At 47.7% G+C, this 25,614-nt stretch carries 27 protein-coding genes and 1 tRNA gene; 18 read left to right on the forward strand and 10 right to left on the reverse strand.

Annotation, left to right across the window (positions count from 1 at the left end; all coding sequences use genetic code 11):
* Positions 1-85 precede the first annotated feature (85 nt).
* The 3 genes from ABJ081_06185 to ABJ081_06195 form a co-directional block, all read right to left on the reverse strand.
* Positions 86-553 (reverse strand): YHS domain-containing (seleno)protein, encoded by a 468-nt coding sequence (locus ABJ081_06185; protein MEP6356252.1) that lies wholly within the window; start codon positions 551-553, stop codon positions 86-88.
* Positions 554-654: 101 nt separating this feature from the next.
* Entirely contained in the window at positions 655-1,620 is a 966-nt protein-coding gene (locus tag ABJ081_06190) for a hypothetical protein (protein ID MEP6356253.1), read from the reverse strand.
* A gap of 235 nt (positions 1,621-1,855) precedes the next feature.
* Positions 1,856-1,932: transfer RNA gene (locus ABJ081_06195), tRNA-Met, on the reverse strand.
* A gap of 206 nt (positions 1,933-2,138) precedes the next feature.
* Between ABJ081_06195 and ABJ081_06200 the strand changes: the two genes are divergently transcribed.
* Genes ABJ081_06200 through ABJ081_06220 form a run of 5 tightly spaced genes read left to right on the forward strand, consistent with a single transcriptional unit; the run spans position 2,139 to position 5,195 of the window.
* Positions 2,139-2,789: a lysophospholipid acyltransferase family protein gene (locus ABJ081_06200; protein MEP6356254.1), complete on the forward strand. Its 651-nt coding sequence runs from the start codon at positions 2,139-2,141 to the stop codon at positions 2,787-2,789.
* A complete protein-coding gene (locus ABJ081_06205) occupies positions 2,786-3,727 on the forward strand; it encodes a phosphatidate cytidylyltransferase (GenBank protein MEP6356255.1) in 942 nt (313 codons plus the stop codon). The genes ABJ081_06200 and ABJ081_06205 overlap by 4 nt, the downstream gene beginning before the upstream one ends.
* Positions 3,728-4,126 (forward strand): hypothetical protein, encoded by a 399-nt coding sequence (locus ABJ081_06210; protein ID MEP6356256.1) that lies wholly within the window; start codon positions 3,728-3,730, stop codon positions 4,124-4,126.
* Positions 4,119-4,763: a CDP-alcohol phosphatidyltransferase family protein gene (locus tag ABJ081_06215; protein ID MEP6356257.1), complete on the forward strand. Its 645-nt coding sequence runs from the start codon at positions 4,119-4,121 to the stop codon at positions 4,761-4,763. The genes ABJ081_06210 and ABJ081_06215 overlap by 8 nt, the downstream gene beginning before the upstream one ends.
* Positions 4,764-4,778: 15 nt before the next feature.
* Positions 4,779-5,195 (forward strand): hypothetical protein, encoded by a 417-nt coding sequence (locus ABJ081_06220; protein ID MEP6356258.1) that lies wholly within the window; start codon positions 4,779-4,781, stop codon positions 5,193-5,195.
* 71 nt (positions 5,196-5,266) lie between these two features.
* Here the strand turns inward: ABJ081_06220 and ABJ081_06225 are convergent, their stop codons facing one another.
* Positions 5,267-6,190 carry a YeeE/YedE thiosulfate transporter family protein gene (locus tag ABJ081_06225; GenBank protein ID MEP6356259.1) on the reverse strand — a complete coding sequence of 308 codons (924 nt, stop codon included), beginning with the start codon at positions 6,188-6,190 and terminating at the stop codon, positions 5,267-5,269.
* Between the two features lie 133 nt (positions 6,191-6,323).
* On the opposite strand from ABJ081_06225, the gene ABJ081_06230 reads away from it, so the two are divergent.
* On the forward strand, positions 6,324-6,923 hold the full coding sequence (locus tag ABJ081_06230; protein MEP6356260.1) for a TetR/AcrR family transcriptional regulator: 600 nt from the start codon (positions 6,324-6,326) through the stop codon (positions 6,921-6,923).
* A 13-nt stretch (positions 6,924-6,936) separates the two neighbouring features.
* Here the strand turns inward: ABJ081_06230 and ABJ081_06235 are convergent, their stop codons facing one another.
* The 3 genes from ABJ081_06235 to mtnK all read right to left on the reverse strand — a co-directional run bounded on the left by ABJ081_06235 (position 6,937) and on the right by mtnK (position 11,005).
* A complete protein-coding gene (locus ABJ081_06235) occupies positions 6,937-8,550 on the reverse strand; it encodes a SulP family inorganic anion transporter (GenBank protein MEP6356261.1) in 1,614 nt (537 codons plus the stop codon).
* 104 nt (positions 8,551-8,654) lie between these two features.
* Positions 8,655-9,743 carry an S-methyl-5-thioribose-1-phosphate isomerase gene (mtnA, locus tag ABJ081_06240; protein MEP6356262.1) on the reverse strand — a complete coding sequence of 363 codons (1,089 nt, stop codon included), beginning with the start codon at positions 9,741-9,743 and terminating at the stop codon, positions 8,655-8,657.
* On the reverse strand, positions 9,740-11,005 hold the full coding sequence (gene mtnK, locus ABJ081_06245; GenBank protein MEP6356263.1) for an S-methyl-5-thioribose kinase: 1,266 nt from the start codon (positions 11,003-11,005) through the stop codon (positions 9,740-9,742). Before mtnK ends, mtnA begins: the two co-directional genes overlap by 4 nt.
* Positions 11,006-11,099: 94 nt before the next feature.
* Here mtnK and ABJ081_06250 point away from each other — a divergent pair, with 94 nt between their 5' ends.
* Complete coding sequence (locus ABJ081_06250; GenBank protein MEP6356264.1) at positions 11,100-11,597, forward strand: cytochrome c family protein; 498 nt, start codon at positions 11,100-11,102, stop codon at positions 11,595-11,597.
* Positions 11,598-11,649: 52 nt separating this feature from the next.
* Here ABJ081_06250 and ABJ081_06255 read toward each other — a convergent pair whose 3' ends face one another.
* Entirely contained in the window at positions 11,650-12,339 is a 690-nt protein-coding gene (locus tag ABJ081_06255; GenBank protein MEP6356265.1) for a sulfate transporter family protein, read from the reverse strand.
* Between the two features lie 118 nt (positions 12,340-12,457).
* Here ABJ081_06255 and ABJ081_06260 point away from each other — a divergent pair, with 118 nt between their 5' ends.
* Positions 12,458-13,459, forward strand: coding sequence for an adenosine kinase (locus tag ABJ081_06260; GenBank protein ID MEP6356266.1), 1,002 nt, complete (start codon positions 12,458-12,460; stop codon positions 13,457-13,459).
* Positions 13,460-13,476: 17 nt separating this feature from the next.
* On the opposite strand, the gene hrcA is transcribed toward ABJ081_06260, so the two are convergent.
* Positions 13,477-14,544: a heat-inducible transcriptional repressor HrcA gene (gene hrcA / locus ABJ081_06265; protein ID MEP6356267.1), complete on the reverse strand. Its 1,068-nt coding sequence runs from the start codon at positions 14,542-14,544 to the stop codon at positions 13,477-13,479.
* Positions 14,545-14,781: 237 nt separating this feature from the next.
* Between hrcA and rph the strand changes: the two genes are divergently transcribed.
* Genes rph through ABJ081_06295 form a run of 6 tightly spaced genes read left to right on the forward strand, consistent with a single transcriptional unit; the run spans position 14,782 to position 20,123 of the window.
* The gene (gene rph, locus ABJ081_06270) at positions 14,782-15,498 is read left to right on the forward strand and encodes a ribonuclease PH (protein ID MEP6356268.1); all 717 of its coding nucleotides are present in this window, start codon (positions 14,782-14,784) and stop codon (positions 15,496-15,498) included.
* On the forward strand, positions 15,495-16,145 hold the full coding sequence (gene rdgB, locus ABJ081_06275; protein MEP6356269.1) for an RdgB/HAM1 family non-canonical purine NTP pyrophosphatase: 651 nt from the start codon (positions 15,495-15,497) through the stop codon (positions 16,143-16,145). The genes rph and rdgB overlap by 4 nt, the downstream gene beginning before the upstream one ends.
* Positions 16,146-16,149: 4 nt before the next feature.
* On the forward strand, positions 16,150-17,304 hold the full coding sequence (gene hemW / locus ABJ081_06280; protein MEP6356270.1) for a radical SAM family heme chaperone HemW: 1,155 nt from the start codon (positions 16,150-16,152) through the stop codon (positions 17,302-17,304).
* 38 nt (positions 17,305-17,342) lie between these two features.
* Positions 17,343-17,864 (forward strand): CoA-binding protein, encoded by a 522-nt coding sequence (locus tag ABJ081_06285; protein MEP6356271.1) that lies wholly within the window; start codon positions 17,343-17,345, stop codon positions 17,862-17,864.
* A gap of 10 nt (positions 17,865-17,874) precedes the next feature.
* Entirely contained in the window at positions 17,875-19,155 is a 1,281-nt protein-coding gene (locus ABJ081_06290; protein MEP6356272.1) for an O-acetylhomoserine aminocarboxypropyltransferase, read from the forward strand.
* A 59-nt stretch (positions 19,156-19,214) separates the two neighbouring features.
* Positions 19,215-20,123 carry a DMT family transporter gene (locus tag ABJ081_06295; GenBank protein MEP6356273.1) on the forward strand — a complete coding sequence of 303 codons (909 nt, stop codon included), beginning with the start codon at positions 19,215-19,217 and terminating at the stop codon, positions 20,121-20,123.
* An 11-nt stretch (positions 20,124-20,134) separates the two neighbouring features.
* Here ABJ081_06295 and ABJ081_06300 read toward each other — a convergent pair whose 3' ends face one another.
* A complete protein-coding gene (locus ABJ081_06300) occupies positions 20,135-21,379 on the reverse strand; it encodes a penicillin-binding protein activator (protein MEP6356274.1) in 1,245 nt (414 codons plus the stop codon).
* Positions 21,380-21,589: 210 nt separating this feature from the next.
* Here ABJ081_06300 and rsmI point away from each other — a divergent pair, with 210 nt between their 5' ends.
* From rsmI to ABJ081_06320, 4 genes are all read left to right on the forward strand, one after another.
* On the forward strand, positions 21,590-22,504 hold the full coding sequence (rsmI, locus tag ABJ081_06305) for a 16S rRNA (cytidine(1402)-2'-O)-methyltransferase (GenBank protein ID MEP6356275.1): 915 nt from the start codon (positions 21,590-21,592) through the stop codon (positions 22,502-22,504).
* Positions 22,491-22,871: a YraN family protein gene (locus ABJ081_06310; protein ID MEP6356276.1), complete on the forward strand. Its 381-nt coding sequence runs from the start codon at positions 22,491-22,493 to the stop codon at positions 22,869-22,871. The genes rsmI and ABJ081_06310 overlap by 14 nt, the downstream gene beginning before the upstream one ends.
* 85 nt (positions 22,872-22,956) lie before the next feature.
* On the forward strand, positions 22,957-23,892 hold the full coding sequence (gene gshB / locus ABJ081_06315; GenBank protein MEP6356277.1) for a glutathione synthase: 936 nt from the start codon (positions 22,957-22,959) through the stop codon (positions 23,890-23,892).
* A gap of 136 nt (positions 23,893-24,028) precedes the next feature.
* Entirely contained in the window at positions 24,029-25,579 is a 1,551-nt protein-coding gene (locus ABJ081_06320) for a YifB family Mg chelatase-like AAA ATPase (GenBank protein MEP6356278.1), read from the forward strand.
* Positions 25,580-25,614: the final 35 nt, after the last annotated feature.

The following is a 25,614-nucleotide window of genomic DNA, read 5'->3' on the forward strand; positions in this document are numbered from 1 at the left end:
ACTGGCTAAGTTTTGCCAAATGGGTTGTCCTAGAAATAAATAGGGGTCGGCCCTCTAAACAAGAGCGATCCTACGCCAAGACCTTTTAGCTCAATTTTTTTCTGACAGTAGGCCATTTTTTATCAGCAAGTCTAATATGCTTAGGGATATTCGTACGCCATTTTTTGCGTATTCCAAGGCTGAAATTCAAATACAGCTTACCACCGACAATATCCCATGCTTGTGGAACAGTCGTTGCAAGGCGACCCTGAGACATCGCCCATGAACAATAGCCGCCATAGACCGGCGTAAATTTATCAGGGGATTTCACGAAGTCATCGAGGTTTTCCTGCGACGCAAAAGCCCATGTAGCACCTTTGTGTTTTGTCCTAAATTCCTTCTTACCCTTCACAGGTTTAGACACTTTAAAATACGCAACTGGGTCATAACCGCGAATGGCAAGCCCTTGTCTGCCAAAAATTTGGCCCATAGCTTCTGCAGCAGTCACAAACAGTGCGCTTGTTCCAATAAATGCTAAACCAGTTGCTATGAATTTTCGACGTGAGAATGACATAATTGATCTCCAATTTTTGTGTGTCATATATAAATTTTCTATAGAATATGACCTAAATGCTAGCAAAGCCAGACAATCAATCTAACGATTACGTCAAGATGTCACTGTGTGCCATATATGCCAAGGCTGGGTTTGAGCTCATTTCGACTATCAACAATATCAAAAGAAGAGCCTTTTACCTGTTTAAACACAGCTGAACAGATTTCCTTAGTTTCAATCGCAAAAAAATGGCGCGCCGCTTTTTGGTTGGGATGGAATGGATCTTTTACTCTGCCCGCTTTATTCAATCTGAAATATGACTTGTTGCCAAGATTAGCTTTCACAGTTTCAGGGGTGTGCCCTTCGACAAAACTGCAGCGACTACCAACTTCCTCGAAAGCTTTTTTTACATTTTTTTGCGCGCGCCATCTCAGATCAACTGTTTTCTTTTTATAGGCTGGCGCTGTTGTCATGAAAATACAAGGCAGATCGTCTGGGATTTGCTTCATTGTCCGCTCAACATCTCTTTTCGTTGTTTTTGGATTTTGAGCCCAGCGATGGGCGGAGTTGCCCAGAAAAGACATGATCAGCAGTTTCGGGTTGTAATAATTATCCCTGAACATGGATTCGAAGGCTGACTTTTCGCTTTTACAAAAATCATAAGCGGCCCCTTGGCCTATTTGCACATATTTTGCCTTGCTGCGTTTGATGATGCCGTAGACACTGGCATTCACTTTCCACTTACGGTCAACATTGCAGATTGTTCCTTTCGCCCTGCCAGTTTTAGCCGACCATGAATGGAGTGATGTCGATCGCACTCCGATGACACCAACAGACATTTCTCCCAAGGACTTCAGATCATCAATTTGCACCAAATTAGGATCACAATGGGCTTTTATATTTTGAAAAAAATCGAGAAAAACCGGGCCTGCACCGAATGAAAGCTGCGAGTCTCCTATAATAAAAATATCAGGTGATGTGAATTTATCCGCGCTAAGCACAGGTGTTGAGGCCAATAATAGCAGCGATGCAGAAACTAATAGCCTGCGTTTTGTAAACTTAAATTTCGAGAAAAAATTCTCAACCAAAACAAGCCCCTCAATTCCATAGTTCTTAGATTCGTCACGTTATAATTATAGGAACTATTAAAAAGCCCAAAATAAATTGGTCGTGAATATGCAAACAAGGTAAAGAATAACAAGGTCTTGAACAGATCCACAGCTCCATTGAGCTAAATTAGACCAAAACACACTCATTAGTTTGCTACCAACAAATGATTCACACGGTCCGATAAAAATAAAATTGGTCTAACGCATATTGCGTTGGTTGCGGGGGTAGGATTTGAACCTACGACCTTCAGGTTATGAGCCTGACGAGCTACCGGGCTGCTCCACCCCGCGATACAAAGACAATCAATGTCTTTCAAGTCCGTTGATATAGACACTAAGTTGCCTAAAGAGAAGGGCTTTATAACATTTTTTTAAATTAAATTAAAAAACAATTCTGCATGTCGCTCAAAGTGCATATAAAATGCTTCTCATCTTTAGTTTGAGCGCGATCTTGCCTCTTCCACCCAAGGGGATAATTTTATGGTAATTAGGACATTATGAAACTGTTCTCCCCACTCGTTGCATCCGGTATAATTTTATTTGCCCGCTTCATCACAGCTGTGCGTGGCATTTGGCAAGACCCACAGGCGGGAGGTCAGCAAACCGTTTATTTTGCCAATCACACAAGCAATGGCGACTTCGTCCTAATTTGGACCTTGTTACCAGCCCATGTGCGCAACAAGACGCGACCTGTCGCGGCCGCCGACTATTGGCTCACCTCCACAATCAGGCGGTTTATCGGAAAAGACGTCTTCAATGCTGTGCTTATTGAACGTAAGCCAGAAGATCGAACAGAAGATCCAGTTACCCAAATGTCAAACGCTCTGGATGAAGGATCGTCTCTGATCATCTTCCCCGAAGGACTCCGCAACTTAACGGATCAAGCATTGCTGCCCTTTAAAAGTGGGCTTTATCATCTTGCCAAAGCAAAACCCAATGTGCCTCTGACACCTGCATGGATAGAAAACCTGAACCGCGTTATGCCGAAAGGTGAGATCATTCCGATACCGCTGGTGTGTACAGTAACATTTGGCACACCTTTGCATGTAGAAGACGGTGAGGATAAAGCGGCTTTTTTAAAGCGGGCTGAAAAGGCATTGTTGGACCTTAATCCATCAAAAGATAAGCCCGTGGGAGAAGAGCAATGAGTGCTGACACAATAGACCTCATTAAACTTCTTTTTGGGGTGGCAATTCTTCTTGTTGTCGCAACTATCATTGGACAAATATTGAGGCGCCGTGCAGCACCCAATATCAGCCTCGGCGTTGAGAATTTGAACGCACGCATCAATGCTTGGTGGGCAATGGTCACATTGTTGGGCATTGCCTTTCTCGGCGGGCGAGCAGGCGTTGTGCTTCTTTTTGCATTTTGCTCCTTTGCTGCCCTGCGAGAATTTGTGACGCTCCTCAACACCAAACGCGCCGACCACTGGGCGCTGGTCACGGCTTTTTTCGTTATTCTGCCCATCCAATATTATGCAATCTGGATCGACTGGTACGGGTTTTATTCCATCTTCATTCCAGTCTATGCATTCTTGTTGATGCCTATTGTCGCCGCGCTACGCGGTGATGCTGAAAATTTCCTTTTGCGCATTGCACAGACCCAATGGGCTTTGATGATTTGTGTTTTTTGTGCCTCCCATGTACCCGCTCTATTGTCTCTTGAGATTGAAGGGTACGAAGGACGTAACGTATTGCTGATTGCATTTTTGATTATCATCGTTCAACTGAGCGATGTGCTGCAATATGTGTGGGGAAAGCTCTTGGGGCGCAGACAAATTGCCCCCAACCTCTCTCCCTCTAAAACCCTTGAAGGGCTTGTTGGCGGCATCTTAAGCGCTACACTTGTTGGTAGCGCTCTTTATTGGATCACCCCCTTCAACCCCCTTCAAGCAGGGCTGATTGCCTTTGTTATCACTATCATGGGGTTCTTTGGCGGGCTTGTTATGTCAGCCATCAAACGAGACAAGGGCATTAAAGATTGGGGTCATACAATCGCGGGCCATGGCGGGTTTATTGACCGACTGGATTCTGTCGTCTTCGCCGCTCCTGTTTTCTTCCATCTCGTACACTATGGCTGGGGATAGATGCGCGCGCTAATCGTTCAACTATCCCAAAGCAGCTTCATGCATGTTGTTGGCGCTTTCATCGCGATGGGAGGCTGGGCATTTCTTGCAAACAGCGCTTATGAGATGCCAAAGCCGATATTCGCCGCACTTTTACAAGGTGGGCTTTCTGCCTGCATTACCCTTTTTCTCAAAAAAAGTATCGAAGCTTTGGCCGCGCGTCTATCCGGCATCACAGCGCTCATTGTTCCGCCGCTCGCAGCCATTGCTGTCTCCTTTATCCTACTCACAACGCTACACACTCTTGCAGGAACACCAGAAGTCTTCCTCACCATCGCTTTGCCTTTTTGTGTCGCCAGCCTTTATGCTGCTATTTATAATTTCTCTCTTTGGAAAACCAAAGGTGCGATAAATGACTAAGGATGATAATCGCCGCCCCCTTAAAAGCCGCAATACCGGTTGGGCTAACTGGCTAACAAAACGATTGGCGGCGACCAGCATCACCCCCAATCAGATATCCATACTCAGCATACCATTTGCCATAATCAGCGGGTTTTTATTCACTCTATCTGCTGATGCTGAAGGCGGGATACGCATTACGTTTTTGATCGCTGCTGCCGTTTTTTGCCAGCTTCGCCTTTTGTGTAATTTAATGGATGGCCTTGTGGCTATTGAGGCTGGAAAGTCTGCGTCAGACGGCCCGTTTTGGAATGAATTTCCAGACCGCATAGCCGACATCGCAATTTTAGTGGGTGTGGGCTATGCCGCTTCCAACCCGATGCTTGGCTGGATTGCCGCGACACTTGCCATATTCACCGCCTATATTCGCGAGCTTGGTTGCAGTAATGGACTTCCGGCCGATTTCACCGGCCCGATGGCCAAACCGCATCGCATGGCTATGGTTACCCTTGGCAGTATAATTGCCCTTTTTGAACCCATTTGGTGGTCCGATAATATGGTCTTTATTATCGTGCTTTGGTTGGTTATTCTAGGTGCTATCTTAACATGCGCAAGGCGCGCATGGCGGCTGGTTATCCAGCTTAATAATAAAAAATAGAGGGGAACTTTCATAATGAATGATGAAAAATCAACACAATATGGTTTGTTCATAATAAGGCTGACCATTTTTCTTCTTATGATTATGTGGGCAGTACTTAAAATTGCCGCACCAGAATCTTATGCTGGCGGCGATGAACCGGGTATTTTTGAGAAATTTTACGGTGTCAGTATTGGAGTAAGCATTGTCTATGCCGTGGGTGCGGCTCAAGTTTTGTTGCTGCTTGCTTATGTTCTGGGTCTTTTCAAATTTGTCACAACAGGTGCGGTTATGCTGATGAACCTTGCTTCTTTGGTTGTGTCTTTACCGTTGATCCTTGATCCAGGAACCAAGCCAAATATTTTATTCCTGACAGCGGTTCCTGTATTTGGTGCATCGCTCGCTCATTTCTTGATGCGCAAGCAAGACACATTTTTGTCGCTGGGCAAATAAGCTGTCTCACAGCCGTTATTAAAGCGAAAGCAGGCTTTCTCTGCTTTCGCCTTTTCATATCTATGGGCAATTTACATGGCTACGCCAAGGCGTTTCATTGTAGCGATCATCATCGCAACAACGGCGATCATGATGCCATAGGCCACCAGCCCATGAAGGGCAAATCCGGGTATGTCCCACAAAAGCAAGGTATCGTTACCCCCCGGCACCGCTTTCGCTCCTAGCCCCATTAAAAAGCCACCTGCAAAATTCATCATACTGGGCTTCCACGATGAAAAATGCGGATTAAATCGATTTTTAAGTTCCGAGCTGATGATCGCACCAAGAAAAAGGGCGGCAACGGTCATTTCAATAATATACCCGCTGGAAAAACGTTTGCGAAGAACCATCTCCTCCAGCATATGCTGATAACTCCAACCTGGTTGAGCCGCATAAATCATGGCCGCCGTTATGCCCATAACACTCAGTGCCAATTTGACCTGTGACTTATGTTTAATCAATCGCCATATGCTGATTGCGCATATCACGATAAAAATCGTGAGCATTATCCAAAACAAAGCGCCACTGTGGCGGTTTGCATTCTCGATGGGCGTGGTATGAACAAATTCGGATAGCGCGGGAATTTGACTCACAGGCAATGAGGCCGCAAGACCAACAAAGGTCAAAATATAAGAAAAATCACCAATACCAATCTTAGCGACACTACCAATGAAGCAGGCTTTATTAAGCAACGCCCCAAGACCGATAACGCCCGCGCCCAAAACCAATTGCCAACCAATCACAAAATCCTGTGGCATGGCCGCAAAATCTGGAAGAAACACGGTTAGAAAAAGCAAGGTCATACCGGACCAGCTTACCGCAACAACTAGACCGAAAAACCAATCCGCCTTGCCGTTCATTACAAATCTGTTGGTTGCTGCCACGGTACATGTGCTGGCGCGAGCCAATGAAAAGCCAAGTGCAAAAGCTAAAAGAACGATACCATACTCAATCATAATGCTTCTCTTATAGTCCCTATCTTTTGATCTCCACAATAGACGATATGATGCACGGCGCTCTGCTTGTCGTCTTGAAAGGTCACGGGGGCGCTGCTAGCTTATTCGTATTAACCCATTTTGGATAATGCGAATGCCTCGACCCAAGTCCCAGAGCATAGATCAAGTTATTGCCAAAGCCATGAATCTGTTCTGGCAGCGCGGCTATGAAGCCTTGTCGATGGATGTTCTGGTCAAAGTCACTGGCAGCAGCCGCCATGCGATATACGCGGACTTTGGCGGCAAGCGTGATTTATTCCTCACCTGTTTGGATCATTATTCAACCCATGTGATAACGCCTGCTTTTGCGCCTGTTGAAATCAAAGGCGTGGGGCTTGAGGCGCTGGAAGCTTATTTTGAGCGTCAAATCGCCTTCGCTGAAGGTGTCGGCTTACCAGGTCCAGGCTGCTTGATGGCCAATACAATGACCGAACTCGCCCCACATGATCCAGAAGTGATGGCACATGTTAATGCGCATAACCAACGCCTACAGGCAGGTTTTGAGAATGTTCTTCAGCGCATGAATAAGGATGCCCGCAAAAGAAGCAGGAGCGAACTGAAAGAGCTTGCCTCTGTGCTGGCCATCGCCACACAAGGTTTATGGTCCGCCTCTAGGGCAACAGAAAATGTTGAAATCTTGCGCAGCTATGCAAGCAATCTGGTTTATTTTGTCGAAGCTGAATTAAACCGATAACACAGGTGTTGACCTAATGCCCGCCGCCACCAAAGCTGCCAGTCTTAATTGAATAATCCACAGCAATACCGTAATCGGGGTCATCATCCGCATCGACAACCAATTGGCCTGCCCGGTTCAAAAGCTTATGACCATCGCGAGAGAGATGACGTAATTGCAGCTCTTTGCCTTGTGATTGATATTTTGAAGCCAAATCTTCTATGGCTTGCAAAGCAGACTGATCTGCGACCCGGCTGTTGAGAAAATCAATAATCACGTGATCAGGGTCACCTGCGGGATCAAATAATTCAGCAAATCCGTCGGTTGAACCGAAGAAAAGTGGTCCTTCAATCTCATAAACTTTAGTGCCTTCGGGCGTGACGCTTCGTCTGGCGTGAATACGTCTGGCGTTTGTCCATGCAAAGGCTAGCGCAGAAACGATGACGCCAACGATAACGGCAATCGCAAGGTCAGTCATCACGGTTACAACTGTGACAAGCACTATAACGAGTGCATCAGTGAGCGGTATGATGCGCATAATGGCAAGGCTTTGCCAAGCAAATGTACCGATGACCACCATGAACATAACGCCCACCAAAGCAGCTAGTGGAATTTGCTCGATCAAACCTGAGGCAACCAGAATAAAGGCGAGCAAACAAAGGGCGGCAAATATGCCGGAAAGACGAGTGCGCCCACCAGAATTCACATTGATCATAGATTGACCAATCATCGCGCAACCGCCCATGCCGCCAAAGAAACCTGTGATGGTGTTAGCAAGGCCCTGAGCCAGACATTCTTGTGAAGCGCCACCGCGTTTGCCTGTGATTTCACCTACCAGATTAAGTGTCAGCAGACTTTCAATCAGGCCAATCGCTGCGAGAATAAAGGCGTAAGGAACAATGACTTGAAGCGTTTCAAAATTGATCGGAACAGTGGGAATATGGAACATCGGCAACCCACCTTGAATAGAGGCAAGATCACCAACGCGCGGCACATCGATGCCGAAGAAAATCACCAGTCCGGCAACAACGCCGATACCAACAAGAGGGGCTGGAATAGCGGTAGTGATCTTGGGCCAGCCCCAGATGATCACCATGGTGAGGGCGACAAGTCCTAACATCATGATAAGAGGTGTTCCGGTCATCCAGACCAGCGCACCATCTGCGCCGGGCACCTTAAACTGGCTTAATTGCGCCATGAAAATAACAATCGCCAGACCGTTCACAAAACCCAACATCACTGGATGCGGGACGAGGCGGATAAATTTGCCAAGCCTGAAAACACCGGCCAGAAGTTGTAAAATCCCCATCAAGACAACGGTTGCAAAGAGATATTCAACGCCATGGCTCGCCACAAGCGAAACCATGACAACAGCCAAGGCCCCTGTTGCTCCTGAAATCATCCCGGGACGACCGCCTAATACTGCTGTCACCAGACCTACGATAAAGGCCGCATAAAGCCCTACAAGCGGATGCACCCCTGCCACAAAAGCAAAAGCAACAGCTTCCGGCACCAACGCAAGCGCAACAGTCAGACCTGAAAGTAGTTCTGTTTTTACGCGAGAAGGAGTGAAATCAGCAGATCCAGCGCTCTTTAATTCAGGAATCGTTAGTTTCCGCGCGAAGGCAGCAAATGTAGGGCGTAGCATTATATATTGTCCGTATAGGTGGTCGTGGGAGATCGACTAGGGTCAGAACCCTATGTGTTTGATATAGATTTTGTGCCAGACTTCAAGCCCCGCAAGGGTTTGGCTCACATGCGTTCAGCTAAATCAGAGAACAAAACGGCGAGTCCTTCAGTGTTCGCTGCGCAAATCCCCCGTTCGGTGATAAGACCCGTCACATATTTAGACGGTGTTACATCAAAGGCATAATTACCGCAGGGCGTTGTTTCAGGCGTGATTCGTACTTGTTCAGTCTGACCATTGAGCAAACCTTGAACGAAAGCGACCTCATCGCCTGAACGCTGTTCAATTGGGATATCGCGACAACCATCCGAGACACTCCAATCAATGGTTGGAGATGGCAAAGCCACATAAAAAGGCACATTGTTATCTTGAGCTGCTAAGGCTTTCAAATAGGTCCCTATTTTATTGCAAACATCACCGTTTGACGCCACACGATCTGTACCAGTGATACAGACATCCACCATGCCATGCTGCATGAGATGACCGCCGGCATTATCGACAATCAATGTATGCGGGACATCATGGCTGCCCAGTTCCCATGCGGTCAAATGCGCACCTTGATTGCGTGGGCGGGTTTCATCCACCCAAACATGAACATCTATGCCAAGATCATGGGCCTGATAAATCGGCGATGTTGCGGTTCCCCAGTCAACGGTTGCAATCCAACCAGCATTGCAGTGGGTTAAAATATTGACTGGCCCCTCTTTTTTCGATGCGATGTCCTTGATGATGGCCAGTCCATTTTCACCAATCCGCCGGTTAATCTCTACATCTTCATCGCAAATTTCAAAGGCCAGCTTAAAGGCGGCATCTAGACGTTCAGACTCACTCAAGGGTTTTAAATACGTGCTGACACGCTCAATGGCCCAGCGTAGATTAATGGCAGTTGGACGGGTTGCACCAAGTGTTTTTGCCGCATGGCTCAAATGCTCATCACTGGCATCAATCCGCATGGCCAAAGCCAAGCCGTAGGCCGCTGTTGCCCCAATGAGTGGCGCACCACGCACAAGCATGTGAGAGATGGCTCTGGCAGCGTCTTCCATCGTTTCCAATTCGACAATCATCAGTTCGTGTGGCAGGCGTGTTTGGTCGATGATTTTTACTTTATCATCCTCAATCCAGATGGAGCGATAGGCTTTGCCCTCGATTTTCATGCGTTTATTTCCCGTGCCATGCGCACCACATCATCAAAACTGGAGAAGGACGCGCGGTCGGTGATCAAAATACGGGCTAAAGATAAAGCCCGCTTTTCACACGCGGCCCGTTTATCTTCGTCTTCAATCGCCTCAAGATCTTCCACATGAGCAATGCCCACAATTCGGCGCAGCATTTTTGCGCCAGCAAAACCAATAGAATCAATCATAATATCGCGCAAATATGCATTCAAAGCACGCTCTGAGGCTGAGCTATCACTGGTCGCGAACAGTGCTTCAGGATAAAGCGATCCAACCCGTCTCTCTCGCCACAATGTAGAAAAATCGGCCTCAAATACTGCATAGGTCTGCAACAGCGTTTGCAACAGCCATTCGCTATAGTCCGCCCGATCATCTGAAGCCGTAGCATGGCCCTTTTGACTGAAATAGGCCAAAAGCAAGTTGGCCATTAAAGCACCTACATCAAATCCCATCGGCCCATAAAACGCGAATTCTGGATCGATCACACGTGTATCACTCTCGGTGACCATGATAGAGCCAGAATGAAGATCGCCGTGTAAAAGCGTTTGCGTCTTCGACATAAACAGCGTCTTTAATTCCTGCACTGCCACCTTCAAGGCGCTATCTTGTTGAATATCTTTGACGACCTCATCAAGCTGGGGGGTCGTGTGATGGTTTAATTCGGCCTGATAATAAGGGTCATTAAAAATTACCTGCTCTGTGAGTGCGCACATCACATGGTTTTCTGAGAACAAAGCTACATTGAGTTTCTTGGCTTCGCCATCAAGCGCAAGATCAGAATAGGAAAACAATGTTTCCGCCATAAACCGACCTGCATGATCAGCCAGATGTGGATATTGAATGCCCGCAATCAATCCTTTTCGCAAAATTATATGCGGCGTGAGATGCTCCATCACAATCAGCGCCATCTCATGGTCGTAGCACAAGATTTTCGGCGTCAAACCGGGTACCGCAGCCTCCTGCCGTGATAAAGCTTCATGTTCAAAATAAATTCTCGACAAGGGCAAGGGCCAGCTTTCGCCGACAAGACGCACATAGGGCAGCGCTTGTTTGACAATGACAGATTTATCACCATTTTTGACAATGAATACGAGATTCAGATTCCCATCACCCACCTCTTCAGTAATCCATTTTTCCGGATTGCCGCCTAGAATATCAATAATTTGAGCATTAAGCGCCAAATAACGGGTCATCGTTTCGGCATCTAATGCATAATAATTTTGGGGTGGCTGGTAGTTCATATTTTTCTCATAATTCAGTCATAAGTTACTGGCTTATTATCAGGCAATTAAGATATAAGCCAAGATAGAATATAATTTGAGGAGACTATCTGTGATGAATAACCCACTAAAAACAGTCGCTGTGAGCATTTTATTGGCATCTGCCATGGCCCTAACAGCCACATCCGGTGCAAGTGCAGGCGATGCAGTTGCTGGTGAGAAAGTATTCAAACGATGCAAAGCCTGTCATACGGTTGGACCTGATGCGAAAAACAAACTTGGCCCAATATTAAATGGTATCGTTGGCCGCACAGCCGGTGTTGCTGTTGGCTATAAATATGGCACAGGCATTATTGAAGCGCGCGGTAAAATTGGCGAAGATGCAGATGGTGATGGTTATCTTGACACGCCTGAGGGTTATTCTGGTCTTGTTTGGAATGAAGAGACCCTTTTTGGATATCTAGAAGATCCTAAAAAATACATCCGTGGACACACAGGAAATGAGAAAGCCAAAGTTAAAATGGCTCTTAAACTCAAAAAAGAAGATCAGCGTAAAGATGTGATCGCTTATTTGAAAACCATCGGCCTTGATGGAAATGCTGCTGCCGAATAATCGCAGATACATTCAAAAAAAGCCGCGGGCACTGCCTGCGGCTTTTTTGTATCTAGCTTAGTTGCGATTCTAACGCGGGGCGTGTGGAGCCTGAAAGCATTTTGTAAATATGCACCATGAAGGCTGTTGCAAACAGGGGCGTGAGTAAATTTAATAAGGGGATGGCTAAAAAGCCGGCAATCATAAGCCCAGCCAAAAACACCCGCATTGAATGATGCTTGCGCAAAGTGCGGGCCTCTTCAACTGGCAAAAATCGCATCGCCGCCAGCTCGAAATATTCACGACCCAGCAAGTAACCATTGGCAATGAAGAAAATCGGGACGCCCAATCCGAGAACGAAAAACAAGATAAGGGCAACAATATTGACACCGAGAACCGTCATCACAAAACGCGTGGTCAGCCCCAAAGACTTCAACAAAGGCATCTCCCTACCACGAGGGTCTTGTGGATAAAATCTGTCTTCGACTTTCTCCGCAATTTCATCGAGAAAAATACCCGCAAAGACAGATGTCACTGGCGCAATAAAAAAGCCAAGACCTACCAACATGCCAGCACCCGTTGCCCAGGCAATGATTGTTTCGAGCCAAGGGTAAGGCACAACTAAAAAAGCTGTAAGAAGCGCCTGAACACCCAACCAAAGCAACACCAACAATATTAAGGTGATGCCAAGGGCTTTCCAGAAGACGCCTCTAAAAGGCTTAGAAAAAACTTGATTAAACGCAAGGCTCGCCGCGTGAAACATGATTTTTTGTCCGCATAAATTATCTTTCAGTTTCTTTCAAGTAAGACACACAACACCCTTGTGCAAGGACCACCACTCAGATAGCTTTTAAGAACCACGCGGCGAATTGGAATTTCATATGACAACGAAAAAATATCAGGTCTTGGGCATAGGCAACGCAATTGTCGATATTTTGGCCAAAGTCGAGGACGATTTCATCACGACTCATGATTTGACCAAAGGCAGTATGGCACTGATCGATGCTGAAAGAGCACTCTATCTAAGCGGTCAAATTCAAGATTCAAAGATTCGCTCCGGTGGGTCTGCTGGCAACACCATTGCAGGCCTTGCAGACCTTGGCTCCAGCACTGCCTTCTTCGGCAAAGTTGCTGATGATGACATGGGAAAACAATATTACGACGATATGGTGAAGCTTGGCGTGCATTTTCCAACAGCCTCCATCAAGGAAAAAGAACCAACAGCCCGCTCTATCATTGCCATTACGCCAGACGGCGAACGCACAATGAATACCTATCTTGGTGCTTGCACTGAAATTGGTCCTGAAGATATGGACGACGGCGTCATTCGCGCTTCCCAAGTTATCTATTTTGAAGGATATCTATGGGACCCACCGCGCGCAAAAGATGCGTTACGCCGCGCGGCAGAAATTGCACATGAAGCAGACGGTAAAGTGGCGCTCACGCTGTCTGATTCTTTTTGTGTCGATAGATACCGTGATGAATTCAGAGAACTTATCCAAAACCGTACGGTTGATATTGTTCTGGCGAATGAAGACGAGCTTTTATCATTATTCGAATCAAATAATTTTGACAGTGCTTTACGTATGCTAGCCGCAGAATGCTCAACCGCTGCCATCACACGTGGTGAAAAGGGCGCGATCGTTCTGGATCATGGAAAACAGATCGCCTGTAAGCCATTCCCGACAAGTAATGTGATCGACACAACCGGTGCTGGGGATATGTTCGCAGCTGGATATTTGTATGGTCTGACAAATGACATGAGCCATGAAAATGCCGGGCGGCTTGGATGTCTATTGGCGTCACAAGTCATTCAAGTTGTAGGACCAAGACTTGATTCGAGCCTGCGACAAATTGCTTCTAAAGCAGGATTTGAGCTCTAAATTACTTGTATTTTCTGCTATTTAAGCATGCGGCTGATCAACTGCGCAGTATAATCCACCATCGGGATAATGCGCGCATAATTCAGCCGTGTCGGCCCGATAATGCCCAAAACACCAACAACCCGCTCTTCCTTGTCGCGATAAGGCGACATAACCAACGACGATCCAGACATGGAAAACAATGAATTTTCCGATCCAATAAAAATCCGCACGCCGTCACCTTGTTCTGCAAGCGTCAAAAGCTGCATCAAGTCTTTTTTAGCTTCCAGATCGTCGAAAAGTTGCCGGATTCGGCCCAGATCTTCACCAGCGGTCATATCTTCAAGTAGATTAGAGCGGCCCCGCACAATCATGGTCGGCGCGCTGCCCTCTGTCGTCTCCACCCATGTAGCAATTCCAGCTTCAACCACTTTCTGAGTGAGCACATCAAGCTCTTGCTTTGATGACTCATAGAGATTTTCAATATCTGTTTTCGCCTCGTTCAATGTATTCCCACGAATACGGGCATTCAAATAATTGGTCGCTTCCGTTAACGACGACTGCGTCGTTCCATTGGGCAATTGCAGCACACGATTTTCGACCTGCCCATCTTCATTGACAAGAATAACAAGGGCGCGGGCTTCATCAAGACGGACAAATTCAACATGTTTGAGCGCCGCATTTTGTTTTCGCGCTAAAACAAGCCCAGCGCTACCCGTTAGACCAGAAAGCATAGTGCTTGCCTCTGCCAGCACATTATCCAGACCTTCTGTGTCTGCACTTTCTTGGATGTTACGCTCTATATTTTGGCGCTCTGCGTTATCAAGAGAACCTACTTGCATGATGGAGTCGATAAAAAAGCGCAGCCCTTCTTGGGTCGGCATACGACCGGCACTCGTATGTGGCGCATAAATGAGCCCCAGATGCTCAAGATCAGACATCACATTGCGCACCGATGCTGGCGATAAGCTATCGGAGAGAGATCGCGAAATATTGCGTGAGCCAACAGGCTCGCCAGAGGCAAGATAGGTGTCAACAATATGGCGGAAAATCTCGCGTGAGCGTTCATCCACCTCACGTAAAAGCTGATCTGTCGAGCCGGTCAAAATATTCCCTCAGGCAATTCAATTGTAGAACTACTATCTACCATTCAATAGGTATTGCTCAAGCCTCTTTTAAAAAAACAGCTTCATTTCATGAAAGACACATAACCAAAACATTCATGACCATGTAAATACCCCCTCCTCTCCTGTTATTTTGGTCATTCTTTGCCAACAGTAGTTTACGCCTGCTCATTCCCTCGTTAAGACATCAGATAAAGTTAAACATAAGAAGGAATTCCCATGCGCCCATCGAACCGCACACCAGACACCATGCGTGATGTCTCAATAGAGCGTAATGTTTCAAAACATGCGGAAGGCTCATGCCTTATTAAATTTGGCGATACCCATGTTTTATGTACAGCCAGCCTAGAAGAACGTGTACCACCGTGGTTGCGCGGTGGCGGACAAGGCTGGGTGACGGCCGAATATGGCATGTTGCCGCGTTCAACTTCTGACCGGATGCGCCGTGAAGCCTCCTCCGGCAAGCAATCAGGCCGCACACAGGAAATCCAGCGCCTTATTGGTCGCTCGTTGCGCGCCGTTGTGGACATGAAAGCGCTTGGCGAAAAGCAGATTTCTGTCGATTGTGATGTCATTCAAGCGGACGGCGGCACACGCACAGCAGCCATTACTGGTGCTTGGGTTGCTCTCAATGATTGTATCGAATGGATGCGTGATCGCTCGCTCTTGCAAGGCACAGTTTTAAAAGACAATGTAGCCGCTATCTCATGCGGTATATACAATGGCACACCCGTTCTTGATCTGGATTATGCCGAAGACAGCAATGCTGAGACAGACGCTAATTTTGTCATGTCCGGTTCAGGCGGCATCATCGAGATTCAAGGAACCGCTGAAAAAGATCCATTCTCGGAAGAGGAATTTGCAGCCCTCATGACATTGGCCAAAAAAGGCATTGCCGAACTGGTTGATTTACAAAAGGCGGCCATCAAAGAATGACGCGAAAGCTCGAAGGTGACACGCTGGTTGTAGCAAGCCACAATAAAGGCAAGGTGCGCGAGATCAACGAATTGATCTCTCCCTTTGGTCTTGTGGCTAAATCTGCGAGCGAACTTAACCTTCCTGAACCTGAAGAAACGGGCACAACATTTGAAGCCAATGCACTTTTGAAAGCTGAGGCTGCAGCGAAAGCAACGGGTCTACCTGCTTTGGCCGATGATTCAGGCTTTGCGGTTTCAGTACTCAATGGCGATCCGGGTATTTATTCCGCGCGCTGGGCAGGGGAAGACAAAGATTTTTCCCGCGCCATGCGTAATGTGCAGGAGAAAATAGAAGCCAGTGGCTCAGACGACCGCCACGCTTATTTTGTCGCTTGCCTTTGCCTTGCGTGGCCTGATGGCCATCATGAAATGTTTCGTGGCGAAGTCCATGGCGATGTTGTTTGGCCCCCGCGCGGGAGTGAAGGCTTTGGCTATGATCCAATATTTCTTCCCAACGACCATTCCAAAACATTTGGCGAGATGACGGCGGACGAAAAACACGGCTGGAAACCTTCTGATCTCGGCGGCGACAAAGAACCGCTTTCCCATCGTGCTGTTGCTTTCAAAATGTTCGCCGAAGCTTGCCTTTTAGACAATATAGGATAAGCCCTTGAAACAACCCTCCCCCGGTTTTGGCATCTATATTCACTGGCCATTTTGTGAAGCAAAATGCCCCTATTGCGATTTCAATTCCCATGTACGCCATGGTGGTGTGACGCAAAAAGATTACGTGGAAGCCTATCGCCGCGAAATCGCCTACTTTGCTGATCTCACCAAAGGCAAACAGGTAACCAGTATGTTTTTTGGCGGCGGCACGCCGTCACTGATGGAGCCTGAAACCCTCGATGCACTGGTGCGCGAAGTACGCAACAACTGGGATGTGATGGAGGGTGCAGAAATATCGATGGAAGCTAATCCTTCATCGGTGGAGGCGGAACGTTTTGAAGCCTATCGCGCCTCTGGCATCAATCGGCTTTCGATTGGCGTGCAAAGTTTGAAAGACGCAGATTTAAAATTCCTCGGACGACTGCATGATGTGGAACAAGCGATCAATGCGGTTGAAATTGCGCGCGCCACATTCCCGCGTATTTCTTTTGACTTGATCTATGCGCGACCGGGCCAAAGCGAGAAAGACTGGGAAGACGAGCTGAATCTGGCAATAGATTATGCAGCCGATCATCTCTCGCTCTATCAATTGACGATTGAACCAGACACCCCTTTTCAAAAACTGTTTGATGCAGGCAAACTCGTACCGCCTGATCATGACCATGCACGCGCGCTTTATGACATCACGCAAGATGTTTGTAATGCACGCGGTCTGCCTGCTTATGAGATTTCAAATCACGCGAAAGTAGGTAGTGAAAGCCTGCACAATTTGACCTATTGGCGCTATGGCGATTACGCTGGCATTGGGCCGGGCGCCCATTCACGACTGACTTTAGATGGTGAGCGTACAGGCTTTGCTGTTGAGACCTATCCCGAAACATGGCTGAAGGAGGTTGAGGCGAAGGGACATGGCATATGGAATGTCGAAGTTTTAAACGAAGAGCAGTCGGGAGATGAAATGCTGCTCATGGGGCTACGCCTCAAAGAGGGTATTTCAATCAGCCGTTATGAAACTCTTTCCGGCATGACAATAGAAAACAAACAGATCGAAGATCTTATTGGTGATGGGATGCTTGAAAAACTATCTGATGACATCATCCGCGTCAGCCGCGAAGGCTGGTTTGTGCTTGATGCGGTGGTTGCAGATTTAGCAATGTAGAGGATGACGAAAGGATTCTTTCGTGATTAAATAAACACATGGATCACTCTGCTTACGACGACAAATATATTAGCTCGATTTTATGCGAAACGAAAACCATTGCCGTGGTTGGTGCCAGTGCCAAGACCATACGGCCTTCTTATTTTGTGGTGAAATATCTGATTTCCAAGGGCTATGATGTCATACCGGTGAACCCGGGGCTGGCAGGTGGTGAGATTTGTGGCGCGAAAGTTTATGCCTCATTGGCAGATATAGACAGACCCGTTGATATGGTCGATATTTTCAGAAACTCTGATGCGGCCCTTGGGGTTGTCAAGGAAGCCTTGATGCTTGACCCACTTCCAAAAGTCATCTGGATGCAATTAACCGTTTTCAATCAAGAGGCGGCGACACTTGCTGAAGAGGCTGGCGTACAGGTGGTTATGGACCGTTGCCCGAAGATTGAATATGCAAGATTAGCGCGTGAAATTGGCTGGGCAGGCGTTTGCTCTGGTGTGATTTCATCAAGAAAACCAAAATTGCTGAAAGGGTTTCAGCGGTTTGGAGTAATGCAAAAATAGGAGCGGGATTATGAGTGATAAAAAACCAGGGTTTTCGACACAGGCGATTCACGCAGGCGCGGCCCCTGATCCAACAACAGGCGCGCGTGCAACTCCTATTTATCAAACAACTAGTTTTGTTTTTGATGACGTTGAACAAGCCGCCTCTCTTTTCGGACTTCAGGCTTTTGGTAATATTTATACCCGTATCACCAATCCAACCACCGCTGTCTTAGAAGAACGCATTGCAACACTTGAGGGCGGAACAGCAGGTCTTGCGGTCGCTTCCGGCCACGCGGCACAATTTGGCGTCTTTCACACCTTGATGCAGTCAGGCGATGAATTCATCGCCGCGAACAAGCTTTACGGTGGGTCTATCAATCAGTTCAACCACTCCTTCAAAAATTTTGATTGGCGTGTGAAATGGGCTGATACCGACGATATTAGCACTTTTGAAGCCGCTTTAAGCGACAAAACAAAAGCCATTTTTATTGAAAGTCTCGCTAATCCGGGTGGCATTGTCACCGATATTGAAGCTATCGCAAGGATAGCAGAAAAAGCAGGCGTGCCGCTGATTGTCGATAATACGATGGCTACACCTTATTTATGTCGCCCTATTGATTATGGCGCCAATATCATCGTCCACTCCTTGACCAAATTCATTGGCGGGCATGGGAATTCTATGGGCGGCATGATTGTTGATTGTGGTAATTTCGATTGGAGCGCGTCGTCCCGTTTTCCTATGCTATCACAGCCTCGGCCAGAATATGATGGGCTGGTCATTCATGAGACTTTTGGTAATTTTGGTTTTGCAATTGCTTGCCGTGTGCTTGGGCTTCGTGACCTTGGTGCAGCGATTTCTCCGTTCAATTCATCCCAGCTTCTCACGGGCGTTGAAACCCTACCCCTTCGCATGCAGCGTCACTGTGACAACGCCTTGCAGGTTGCTGATTATCTCAACAATCATCCAGCGGTTGAATGGGTGCGTTATGCCGGCTTGGAAGACAGCCCCAATCACGCACTCGCAGCCCGATATATGCCCAACGGCGCCGGTGCTGTTTTCACTTTTGGCCTCAAAGGCGGGTATGAGGCGGGCGTGAAACTTGTCTCCAATGTTGAACTCTTCTCGCATCTTGCCAATATTGGTGACACCAGAAGTCTGATCATTCATCCGGCATCAACGACGCACAAACAGCTGAGCGACGAGCAAAAAACTGTCGCTGGTGCGACCGGTGATGTCATTCGACTTTCAATAGGGATCGAAGATGTGAGCGACATTATTGCGGACCTTGAACAAGGGCTGAGTGCATGAGTGATGAATGCGCGTCAATAAGACAAATCGTCTCACAGTGCTCATGATAGGCGAAACGATTGACATCTAGTCCAGCAACCTTTTCGCGCAGGCCTCTTCTTGGGGCGTTTGCAGCAGTGTCGGTTGTCTTCATTTGGTCTTCATGGCTGGTCGTCAGCCGCGCTGGAGCCCTCACTCCTATGACGCCTTATGATCTGGCGGCTTTGCGATACGGCGTTTCTGCTCTTGTCGCTCTTCCCATCGTGCTTTATTTCAAACCTTGGCGAAACATGTCATGGAAGCGAATGATCACGGTGATGATGCTTCTTGGCCCTATCTATGTCTTACTGGTTTTTTTTGGTTTTAAATTAGCGCCTGCCGCCCACGGGGGTGTTTTTATGAATGGCGTGCTGCCGATTATCACACTTTTGATTGGCTGGACTTGGCTCGCGCAACGCCCTTCAAGACGACATATCATTGCCTCTCTGATCATTCTTTTTGGCGTCATCATGACCGTAGGAGATGCCACTTTTGGCTTTTTCGATACTTGGCAAGGTGATTTGATGTTTATCGTTGCCGCCTTGCTTTTTTGCCTTTACCTCGTGGTCAGTCGTCTTTGGGATGTAACATCAACACAAGTTTTGATGTGCAGTTCAATTTTAAACGCAATCACCTTTGTGCCTATCTGGTTTTTCTTTTTACCAAGCGGCATTGCAGAGACAACACCTCATCAATTCTGGCTTCAAGCCCTGTTTCAAGGACTGGTGCCTAATTTATTTGGATTGCTAATGATCTCAATCGCAGCGCGTCATCTTGGCCCATCTGGGACAGCCGCTTTTATGGCAAGCGTGCCTGGTCTGGTCGCTCTTCTCAGTTTGATTTTTCTTGATGAGCCCATTGGCTTGATAAGTTGGGCTGGGCTTTTTGTACTCACGCTCGGTATTTTGCTGATGACGCGCAACAAAAAACCATCGCCACTAACGACTTAAAGAATGGCGCTTTAATTACTAGATGCTGTTTGCGCAAATGTTCGTGGTGCTGGTGCAACAATACGCGGGCCGCCAACTGTTACTTCATAAACAGCAAAGGAACGTTTGACTTGACCACTTGTCTCAAGACGGAAAGTGCCATCGACCACACCTTTGAAGCCGCTTGGGTTTGTTAAATTACTTTCAGCAAATCGTTGGTCTTTAAAGTTTTGAGTTAAGACAATCATCAAACTTGCGGCATCATAGCCCAAGCTTGCTAAACGAATAGGTGGTTTGCCAAAGGTACCATTATAACGCTGGGCAAATTGATTAAACCCACTACGTTCAGGCGCTGGATATATCGCACCTGCTAGGGTAGAATTACGAAAAATACGCGGGTCATCCCATTGGCCGGAGCCTATAAATAACAAATTAGGATTGCTAGGCGCGACCTGTTTTATGGTTGTCACGAGCTGAGGCGCTACATCGCCAGCATCAGGTACAAAAACCGCATCAATCTGTCCACTAGCAGCCAGGGCGCCAATCTCTTGAGCTCTTTTATTGGGCTCACCATTGCTGTAACTATATTTTACAATTGAGACAATCCGACCTCCGGCACTGGCAACAGATTGCCTAAACGCCGCTTCGGCCAAAGTACCAAAAGCATTATTTGGCAACAAAGCCGCAAAACTTTTTCTACCATTGTTGCCTGCATATTGTATCGCGCGCTTAATACCTGGCTCAGGGGTAAATCCAAAGACATAAGTCCCTCTAGAACCTACTCCTGACGAATTAGAAAACGTGATAACAGGAATGCCAGCAGGTCTAGCGATAGAAACCGCCGCCGGCACTGCTTTTGAAAAGACCGGCCCCAATATCAACTCTGCGCCTTCATTGAGTGCTTCTCGCGTGGCATTCGCCGCTCCAGCAGCCGTGCCACCTGTATCTTTCACAACGATATTTATCGCGTTTTCATCAAATTCCCGCAAAGCAAGACTTGCAGCATTAGCAAAATTTTCAGCGGCTAGGGAACCAAAGCCAGCTGCTGATTTAGGCAGTAACATAGCAACCCGTATCGGTCCGCGGCCAATAATTGTACCATTCGCGGGTGCTGGTGATGTGACGGTTGTTTCAGGTATTTGCTCACTTGGCGTTGGAATTGCGGGTGTAGGCGTTGTCAGCCCTCCGCTAAATTGCGGCCCAGTTGCAACACAGGCTGTTAAAGCAACAGCCGCAACCATTGCGGATGCCAGTGTTTTATAAAACCGTCGACTCATAGCAATTTCCTTTATTCTCAACCGCATATAATTTCCCAACCAAGCTGAAAGCCCCTATATGACTGCGAGATATACCGATCATTCTACCGCATTTTTAAACTAAGTACCAAAAATTAACCAAGAACAACAGACACAAACCCCTTCGGTAGCCTATTTATAGGTGTTATGGTTAAGAAGAGGCCCTTATTATAGTGAGGCAATGATACGTCAATGCAGGAAAATACCTCTTCATCAGATAGCGGCTTCTTCATTGACCCAGCCTCCCTACGTGCCAAACCATTAGAGTCTGCGCTTTATATCGTCGCCACACCCATTGGTAATCTCGGTGACATAACCCTGCGCGCGCTTCAAACACTTGCTGGTGCTAATATGATCGCTTGCGAAGACACACGTGTTACGGGCAAATTGCTACAACGGTTTTCTATTAAAACCCGTATGGTCGCTTATCATGACCATAATGCGGCAAAGCAATCCCCACGGATGCTCAGCACGCTGGAAAATGGACAATCCATTGCTCTTGTCAGTGATGCTGGGACACCCTTGATCTCAGATCCAGGCTTTAGACTCATCAATGATGTGCTTGAGGCTGGGCACAAGGTAATACCGCTACCTGGCGCATCATCGCCAATTGTCGCTCTATCTGCCGCAGGTCTGCCAACTGACGCCTTTATGTTTGCTGGGTTTTTGCCACCCAAAAAAGCCGCTCGCATGGCCCGCTTAACACAGCTTGCCGATATTCCAGCAACACTCGTCTTTCTTGAATCCCCCAAACGCATTGCAGGCGTACTTACCGATTGCGTGGACGCCCTAGGCAGTGAGCGGGACGCGGCTGTGGGGCGCGAACTCACAAAGCTGTATGAAACTTTTTCACGCGGCACCGTGAGCGAATTAGCCGCACAATTTGCGCGAGATGATACCCCAAAAGGCGAGATTGTGCTCATGATCGGACCACCTGTTGAAAAGACAATTAATCAAGACGTCATTGATCGTGATCTTCGAGATTTGCTCAAAACCCACCAAATCAAAGAGGCCGCTTCTCTCTTATCCAAACAATTGGGGCTCCCAAAACGCGACCTGTATCAACGCGCTCTCGCCTTGAAAGAGGAAGCAGATGAAGGAACCTAGCCTCAAACGGCGCAAAGCTTTTGATCTGGGCATTGAGGCAGAAAAACTTGCTGGCGACCACCTTAGCTTGCTTGGGTTCGAGTTATTAGAACACCGCTATAAAACAAAATATGGTGAAATTGATCTCATTGTACGAAGAAAAAATCTGGTCGTGTTTGTCGAAGTGAAAGCGCGGCGTTCGGTTGATGAAGGAGCCTATAGCGTTACCTTAACCGCTCAAAAGCGTATTGCTAACAGCGCTCTTTTATGGATGAGTGAAAATGCTGAGACCTTGGGATCAGATATTGATTTTCGCTTTGATGTGGCAATCATGACTCCTGACAAAGCCATTACAATGATTGAAGCAGCCTTTGACGCCAGCGAATAATACGCAGGCCTAACGATAACACGCTTGAAAGAAAACCCCTCAACTCCCATAAGAGAACAATAGCTTTATTTCGGAGAACGCATTCATGAAAATCGCCATCCAGATGGACCATATTTCTACCCTGCATATTGGCGGCGACACGACCTTTGCCCTGATGCTGGAAGCACAGATGCGCGGCCATGAACTTTTTCATTACACAACAGACCGCCTATCAATGCGCGATGGCAAAGTTTTTGCTGGGCTTGAACCTGTTAGTGTGCGCGATGTTGAAGGCGATCACTACACGCTAGGCGAAAAGGCCACGACTGATTTATCAACAATGGATGTGGTTTTGATGCGCCAAGACCCGCCCTTTCATATGGGTTACATAACAGCCACCCATATCTTAGAGCGCATTCACCCCAAAACATTGGTGCTGAACTATCCGGCTGAAGTGCGTAATGCGCCAGAAAAAATCTTCGTCACAGAATATCCGGACCTGATGCCGCCAACCCTGATTACGCGCAATACAGATGACATCAAAGCCTTTAGAAAAGAATTTGGCGATATCATCATCAAGCCGCTTTATGGCAATGGGGGGGCTGGCGTTTTTCGCGTCACACAACAAGATCAAAATCTGTCTTCGCTTTTAGAAATGTTCGACGGCTTATATCCTGAGCCCTATGTGATTCAGCAATATTTGCCTGATGTGCGCGCAGGCGATAAACGCATCATTTTAATTGATGGCGAGCCTGTTGGTGCCATCAACCGTGTGCCAGCCGAAGGCGATGCACGTTCCAACATGCATGTGGGCGGCAAGGCCATAAAAACCGACATGACAGAGCGCGAACTTGAAATATGCGCCCGCATTGGACCTGAACTGAAAAAGCGCGGTTTTGTGCTTGTGGGCATTGATGTGATTGGCGACGTTATGACGGAAATCAATGTCACCTCGCCAACCGGCATTCGCGAGGTGAAGAAATTCGGTGGCAATGATATTGCGGCTCTATTCTGGGATGCTGTAGAGGCTAAGCGCGCTTAAAGCTTTATTTTACACGGTTTCGCTGGTTATTCAGCATCAGACATAAGCCCAATCTAATATTATTGCACAGCAAGACTGTACAAATGTTCCTTTTATGTTCTATACTGCTAAAAAGCGAATGTATGGGATATTTGTTATGGTGGCGCATGTAACAACGGTGGCTTTTCAAGGCATTGAGGCTGTATCGGTTGATGTTCAGGTCCAGCTTATGTCTGGCCTGCCAGCCTTCACCATTGTTGGCCTGCCTGATAAGGCTGTGGGCGAGAGCCGTGAGCGGGTCAGATCAGCACTTGTCGCCTCCGGTCTGTCGCTTCCAGCAAAACGTGTGATTGTTAATATGGCACCAGCCGACCTTCCCAAAGAAGGCAGTCACTTCGATCTTCCCATTGCTCTTGCCGTCATGGTTGCCATGGATGTTCTGCCTTCTGATTGTCTTGATGACTATGTGGTGCTTGGCGAATTATCACTCGATGGTTCGATCGAAAATGTTGCCGGTGCTCTTCCTGCTGCTATGGCCGCTAATGCGCAAAACAAAGGATTATTATGCCCTCATGGCAGCGGACCCGAAGCTGCATGGGCAGGGGCCGACATGGAGGTTTTGGCGCCCCGCAACCTGACACAGCTTGTCAATCATATTAAGGGCACACAGACGATGGCCCGCCCAAGCCCAGCGATGGCTGACATTGGCGCATCATCAATTGATTTAGCCGACATAAAAGGACAAGAGAGCGCTAAACGCGCGCTCGAAGTTGCTGCCGCAGGGGGGCATAATTTACTAATGGTGGGGCCACCAGGTGCTGGTAAATCCATGCTGGCTAGCCGCCTTCCTACCATCCTGCCGCCTCTATCGCCTCAAGAACTGCTGGAAGTCTCGATGATTTCTTCCATCGCGGGCGAGCTTGCTAACGGAAAATTATCAGACGCGCGTCCGTTTCGCACGCCGCATCATTCTGCTTCCATGGCAGCAATGGTTGGTGGTGGGATGCGCGCCAAACCGGGAGAAGCTGCCCTCGCCCATCACGGCGTATTATTTCTCGATGAACTGCCGGAATTCTCGCCGCAAGTGCTCGATTCCTTGCGCCAGCCGCTTGAAGCCGGTGAGACAATCATCGCGCGCGCTAATCACCGTGTGCGTTATCCCTCACGCTTCCAATTGATTGCCGCCATGAATCCATGCCGCTGTGGCATGGCAGGTGAGCCGGGCCATACATGCAGGCGCGGCCCACGCTGCGTGAGTGATTATCAAGGCAGAATTTCTGGCCCCTTCCTTGACCGCATCGATATTCGCCTTGAGGTGCCCGCCGTGTCTGCCTTGGATTTAATAGAACCTGGAAGCAGTGAAACCAGCGCCACAATTGCAGCGCGGGTTGCGAGGGCGCGCGCCATACAGGGCGAACGTTATCAAGCGTTGTGTATGGACGAGGCAAGCGGTGCTGGACCCACCATGAACAATGCGACATCAACACCTGCTTTGATTGAAAAAATTATGGAAATGGACGATAGCGCACGCACGCTCTTGCATGATGCGGCAGAAAAACTCTCACTTTCCGCCCGCGCCTATCATCGTATTTTGAAGGTTGCCCGCACACTCGCCGATCTTGAAGCATCGCGCGATGTTTCCCGTATGAATATAGCCGAAGCTATCTCTTATCGCACCATCAGTTCAGTGAGTGCGCTTGCTGCCTGATTGCTTAAGTGGTTTCCTCATTCAAAAAATCAAAA

Source organism: Hyphomicrobiales bacterium (assembly GCA_039989895.1).
Lineage (GTDB): Bacteria > Pseudomonadota > Alphaproteobacteria > Rhizobiales > JACESI01 > JACESI01.

What these genes read in the sequence shown, in the direction of transcription:
- ABJ081_06260 (MEP6356266.1), top strand. Translation starts at nt 12,458, where the DNA reads ATGACAACGAAAAAATATCAGGTCTTGGGCATAGGCAACGCAATTGTC.
- ABJ081_06285 (MEP6356271.1), top strand. Translation starts at nt 17,343, where the DNA reads ATGGATCACTCTGCTTACGACGACAAATATATTAGCTCGATTTTATGC.
- ABJ081_06200 (MEP6356254.1), top strand. Translation starts at nt 2,139, where the DNA reads ATGAAACTGTTCTCCCCACTCGTTGCATCCGGTATAATTTTATTTGCC.
- ABJ081_06220 (MEP6356258.1), top strand. Translation starts at nt 4,779, where the DNA reads ATGAATGATGAAAAATCAACACAATATGGTTTGTTCATAATAAGGCTG.
- ABJ081_06250 (MEP6356264.1), top strand. Translation starts at nt 11,100, where the DNA reads ATGAATAACCCACTAAAAACAGTCGCTGTGAGCATTTTATTGGCATCT.
- ABJ081_06320 (MEP6356278.1), top strand. Translation starts at nt 24,029, where the DNA reads ATGGTGGCGCATGTAACAACGGTGGCTTTTCAAGGCATTGAGGCTGTA.
- ABJ081_06205 (MEP6356255.1), top strand. Translation starts at nt 2,786, where the DNA reads ATGAGTGCTGACACAATAGACCTCATTAAACTTCTTTTTGGGGTGGCA.
- ABJ081_06300 (MEP6356274.1), bottom strand. Translation starts at nt 21,379, where the DNA reads ATGAGTCGACGGTTTTATAAAACACTGGCATCCGCAATGGTTGCGGCT.
- ABJ081_06210 (MEP6356256.1), top strand. Translation starts at nt 3,728, where the DNA reads ATGCGCGCGCTAATCGTTCAACTATCCCAAAGCAGCTTCATGCATGTT.
- mtnK (MEP6356263.1), bottom strand. Translation starts at nt 11,005, where the DNA reads ATGAACTACCAGCCACCCCAAAATTATTATGCATTAGATGCCGAAACG.
- gshB (MEP6356277.1), top strand. Translation starts at nt 22,957, where the DNA reads ATGAAAATCGCCATCCAGATGGACCATATTTCTACCCTGCATATTGGC.
- ABJ081_06310 (MEP6356276.1), top strand. Translation starts at nt 22,491, where the DNA reads ATGAAGGAACCTAGCCTCAAACGGCGCAAAGCTTTTGATCTGGGCATT.
- ABJ081_06215 (MEP6356257.1), top strand. Translation starts at nt 4,119, where the DNA reads ATGACTAAGGATGATAATCGCCGCCCCCTTAAAAGCCGCAATACCGGT.
- ABJ081_06235 (MEP6356261.1), bottom strand. Translation starts at nt 8,550, where the DNA reads ATGCTACGCCCTACATTTGCTGCCTTCGCGCGGAAACTAACGATTCCT.
- ABJ081_06230 (MEP6356260.1), top strand. Translation starts at nt 6,324, where the DNA reads ATGCCTCGACCCAAGTCCCAGAGCATAGATCAAGTTATTGCCAAAGCC.
- ABJ081_06255 (MEP6356265.1), bottom strand. Translation starts at nt 12,339, where the DNA reads ATGTTTCACGCGGCGAGCCTTGCGTTTAATCAAGTTTTTTCTAAGCCT.
- rdgB (MEP6356269.1), top strand. Translation starts at nt 15,495, where the DNA reads ATGACGCGAAAGCTCGAAGGTGACACGCTGGTTGTAGCAAGCCACAAT.
- ABJ081_06185 (MEP6356252.1), bottom strand. Translation starts at nt 553, where the DNA reads ATGTCATTCTCACGTCGAAAATTCATAGCAACTGGTTTAGCATTTATT.
- ABJ081_06225 (MEP6356259.1), bottom strand. Translation starts at nt 6,190, where the DNA reads ATGATTGAGTATGGTATCGTTCTTTTAGCTTTTGCACTTGGCTTTTCA.
- rsmI (MEP6356275.1), top strand. Translation starts at nt 21,590, where the DNA reads ATGCAGGAAAATACCTCTTCATCAGATAGCGGCTTCTTCATTGACCCA.
- ABJ081_06290 (MEP6356272.1), top strand. Translation starts at nt 17,875, where the DNA reads ATGAGTGATAAAAAACCAGGGTTTTCGACACAGGCGATTCACGCAGGC.
- rph (MEP6356268.1), top strand. Translation starts at nt 14,782, where the DNA reads ATGCGCCCATCGAACCGCACACCAGACACCATGCGTGATGTCTCAATA.
- mtnA (MEP6356262.1), bottom strand. Translation starts at nt 9,743, where the DNA reads ATGAAAATCGAGGGCAAAGCCTATCGCTCCATCTGGATTGAGGATGAT.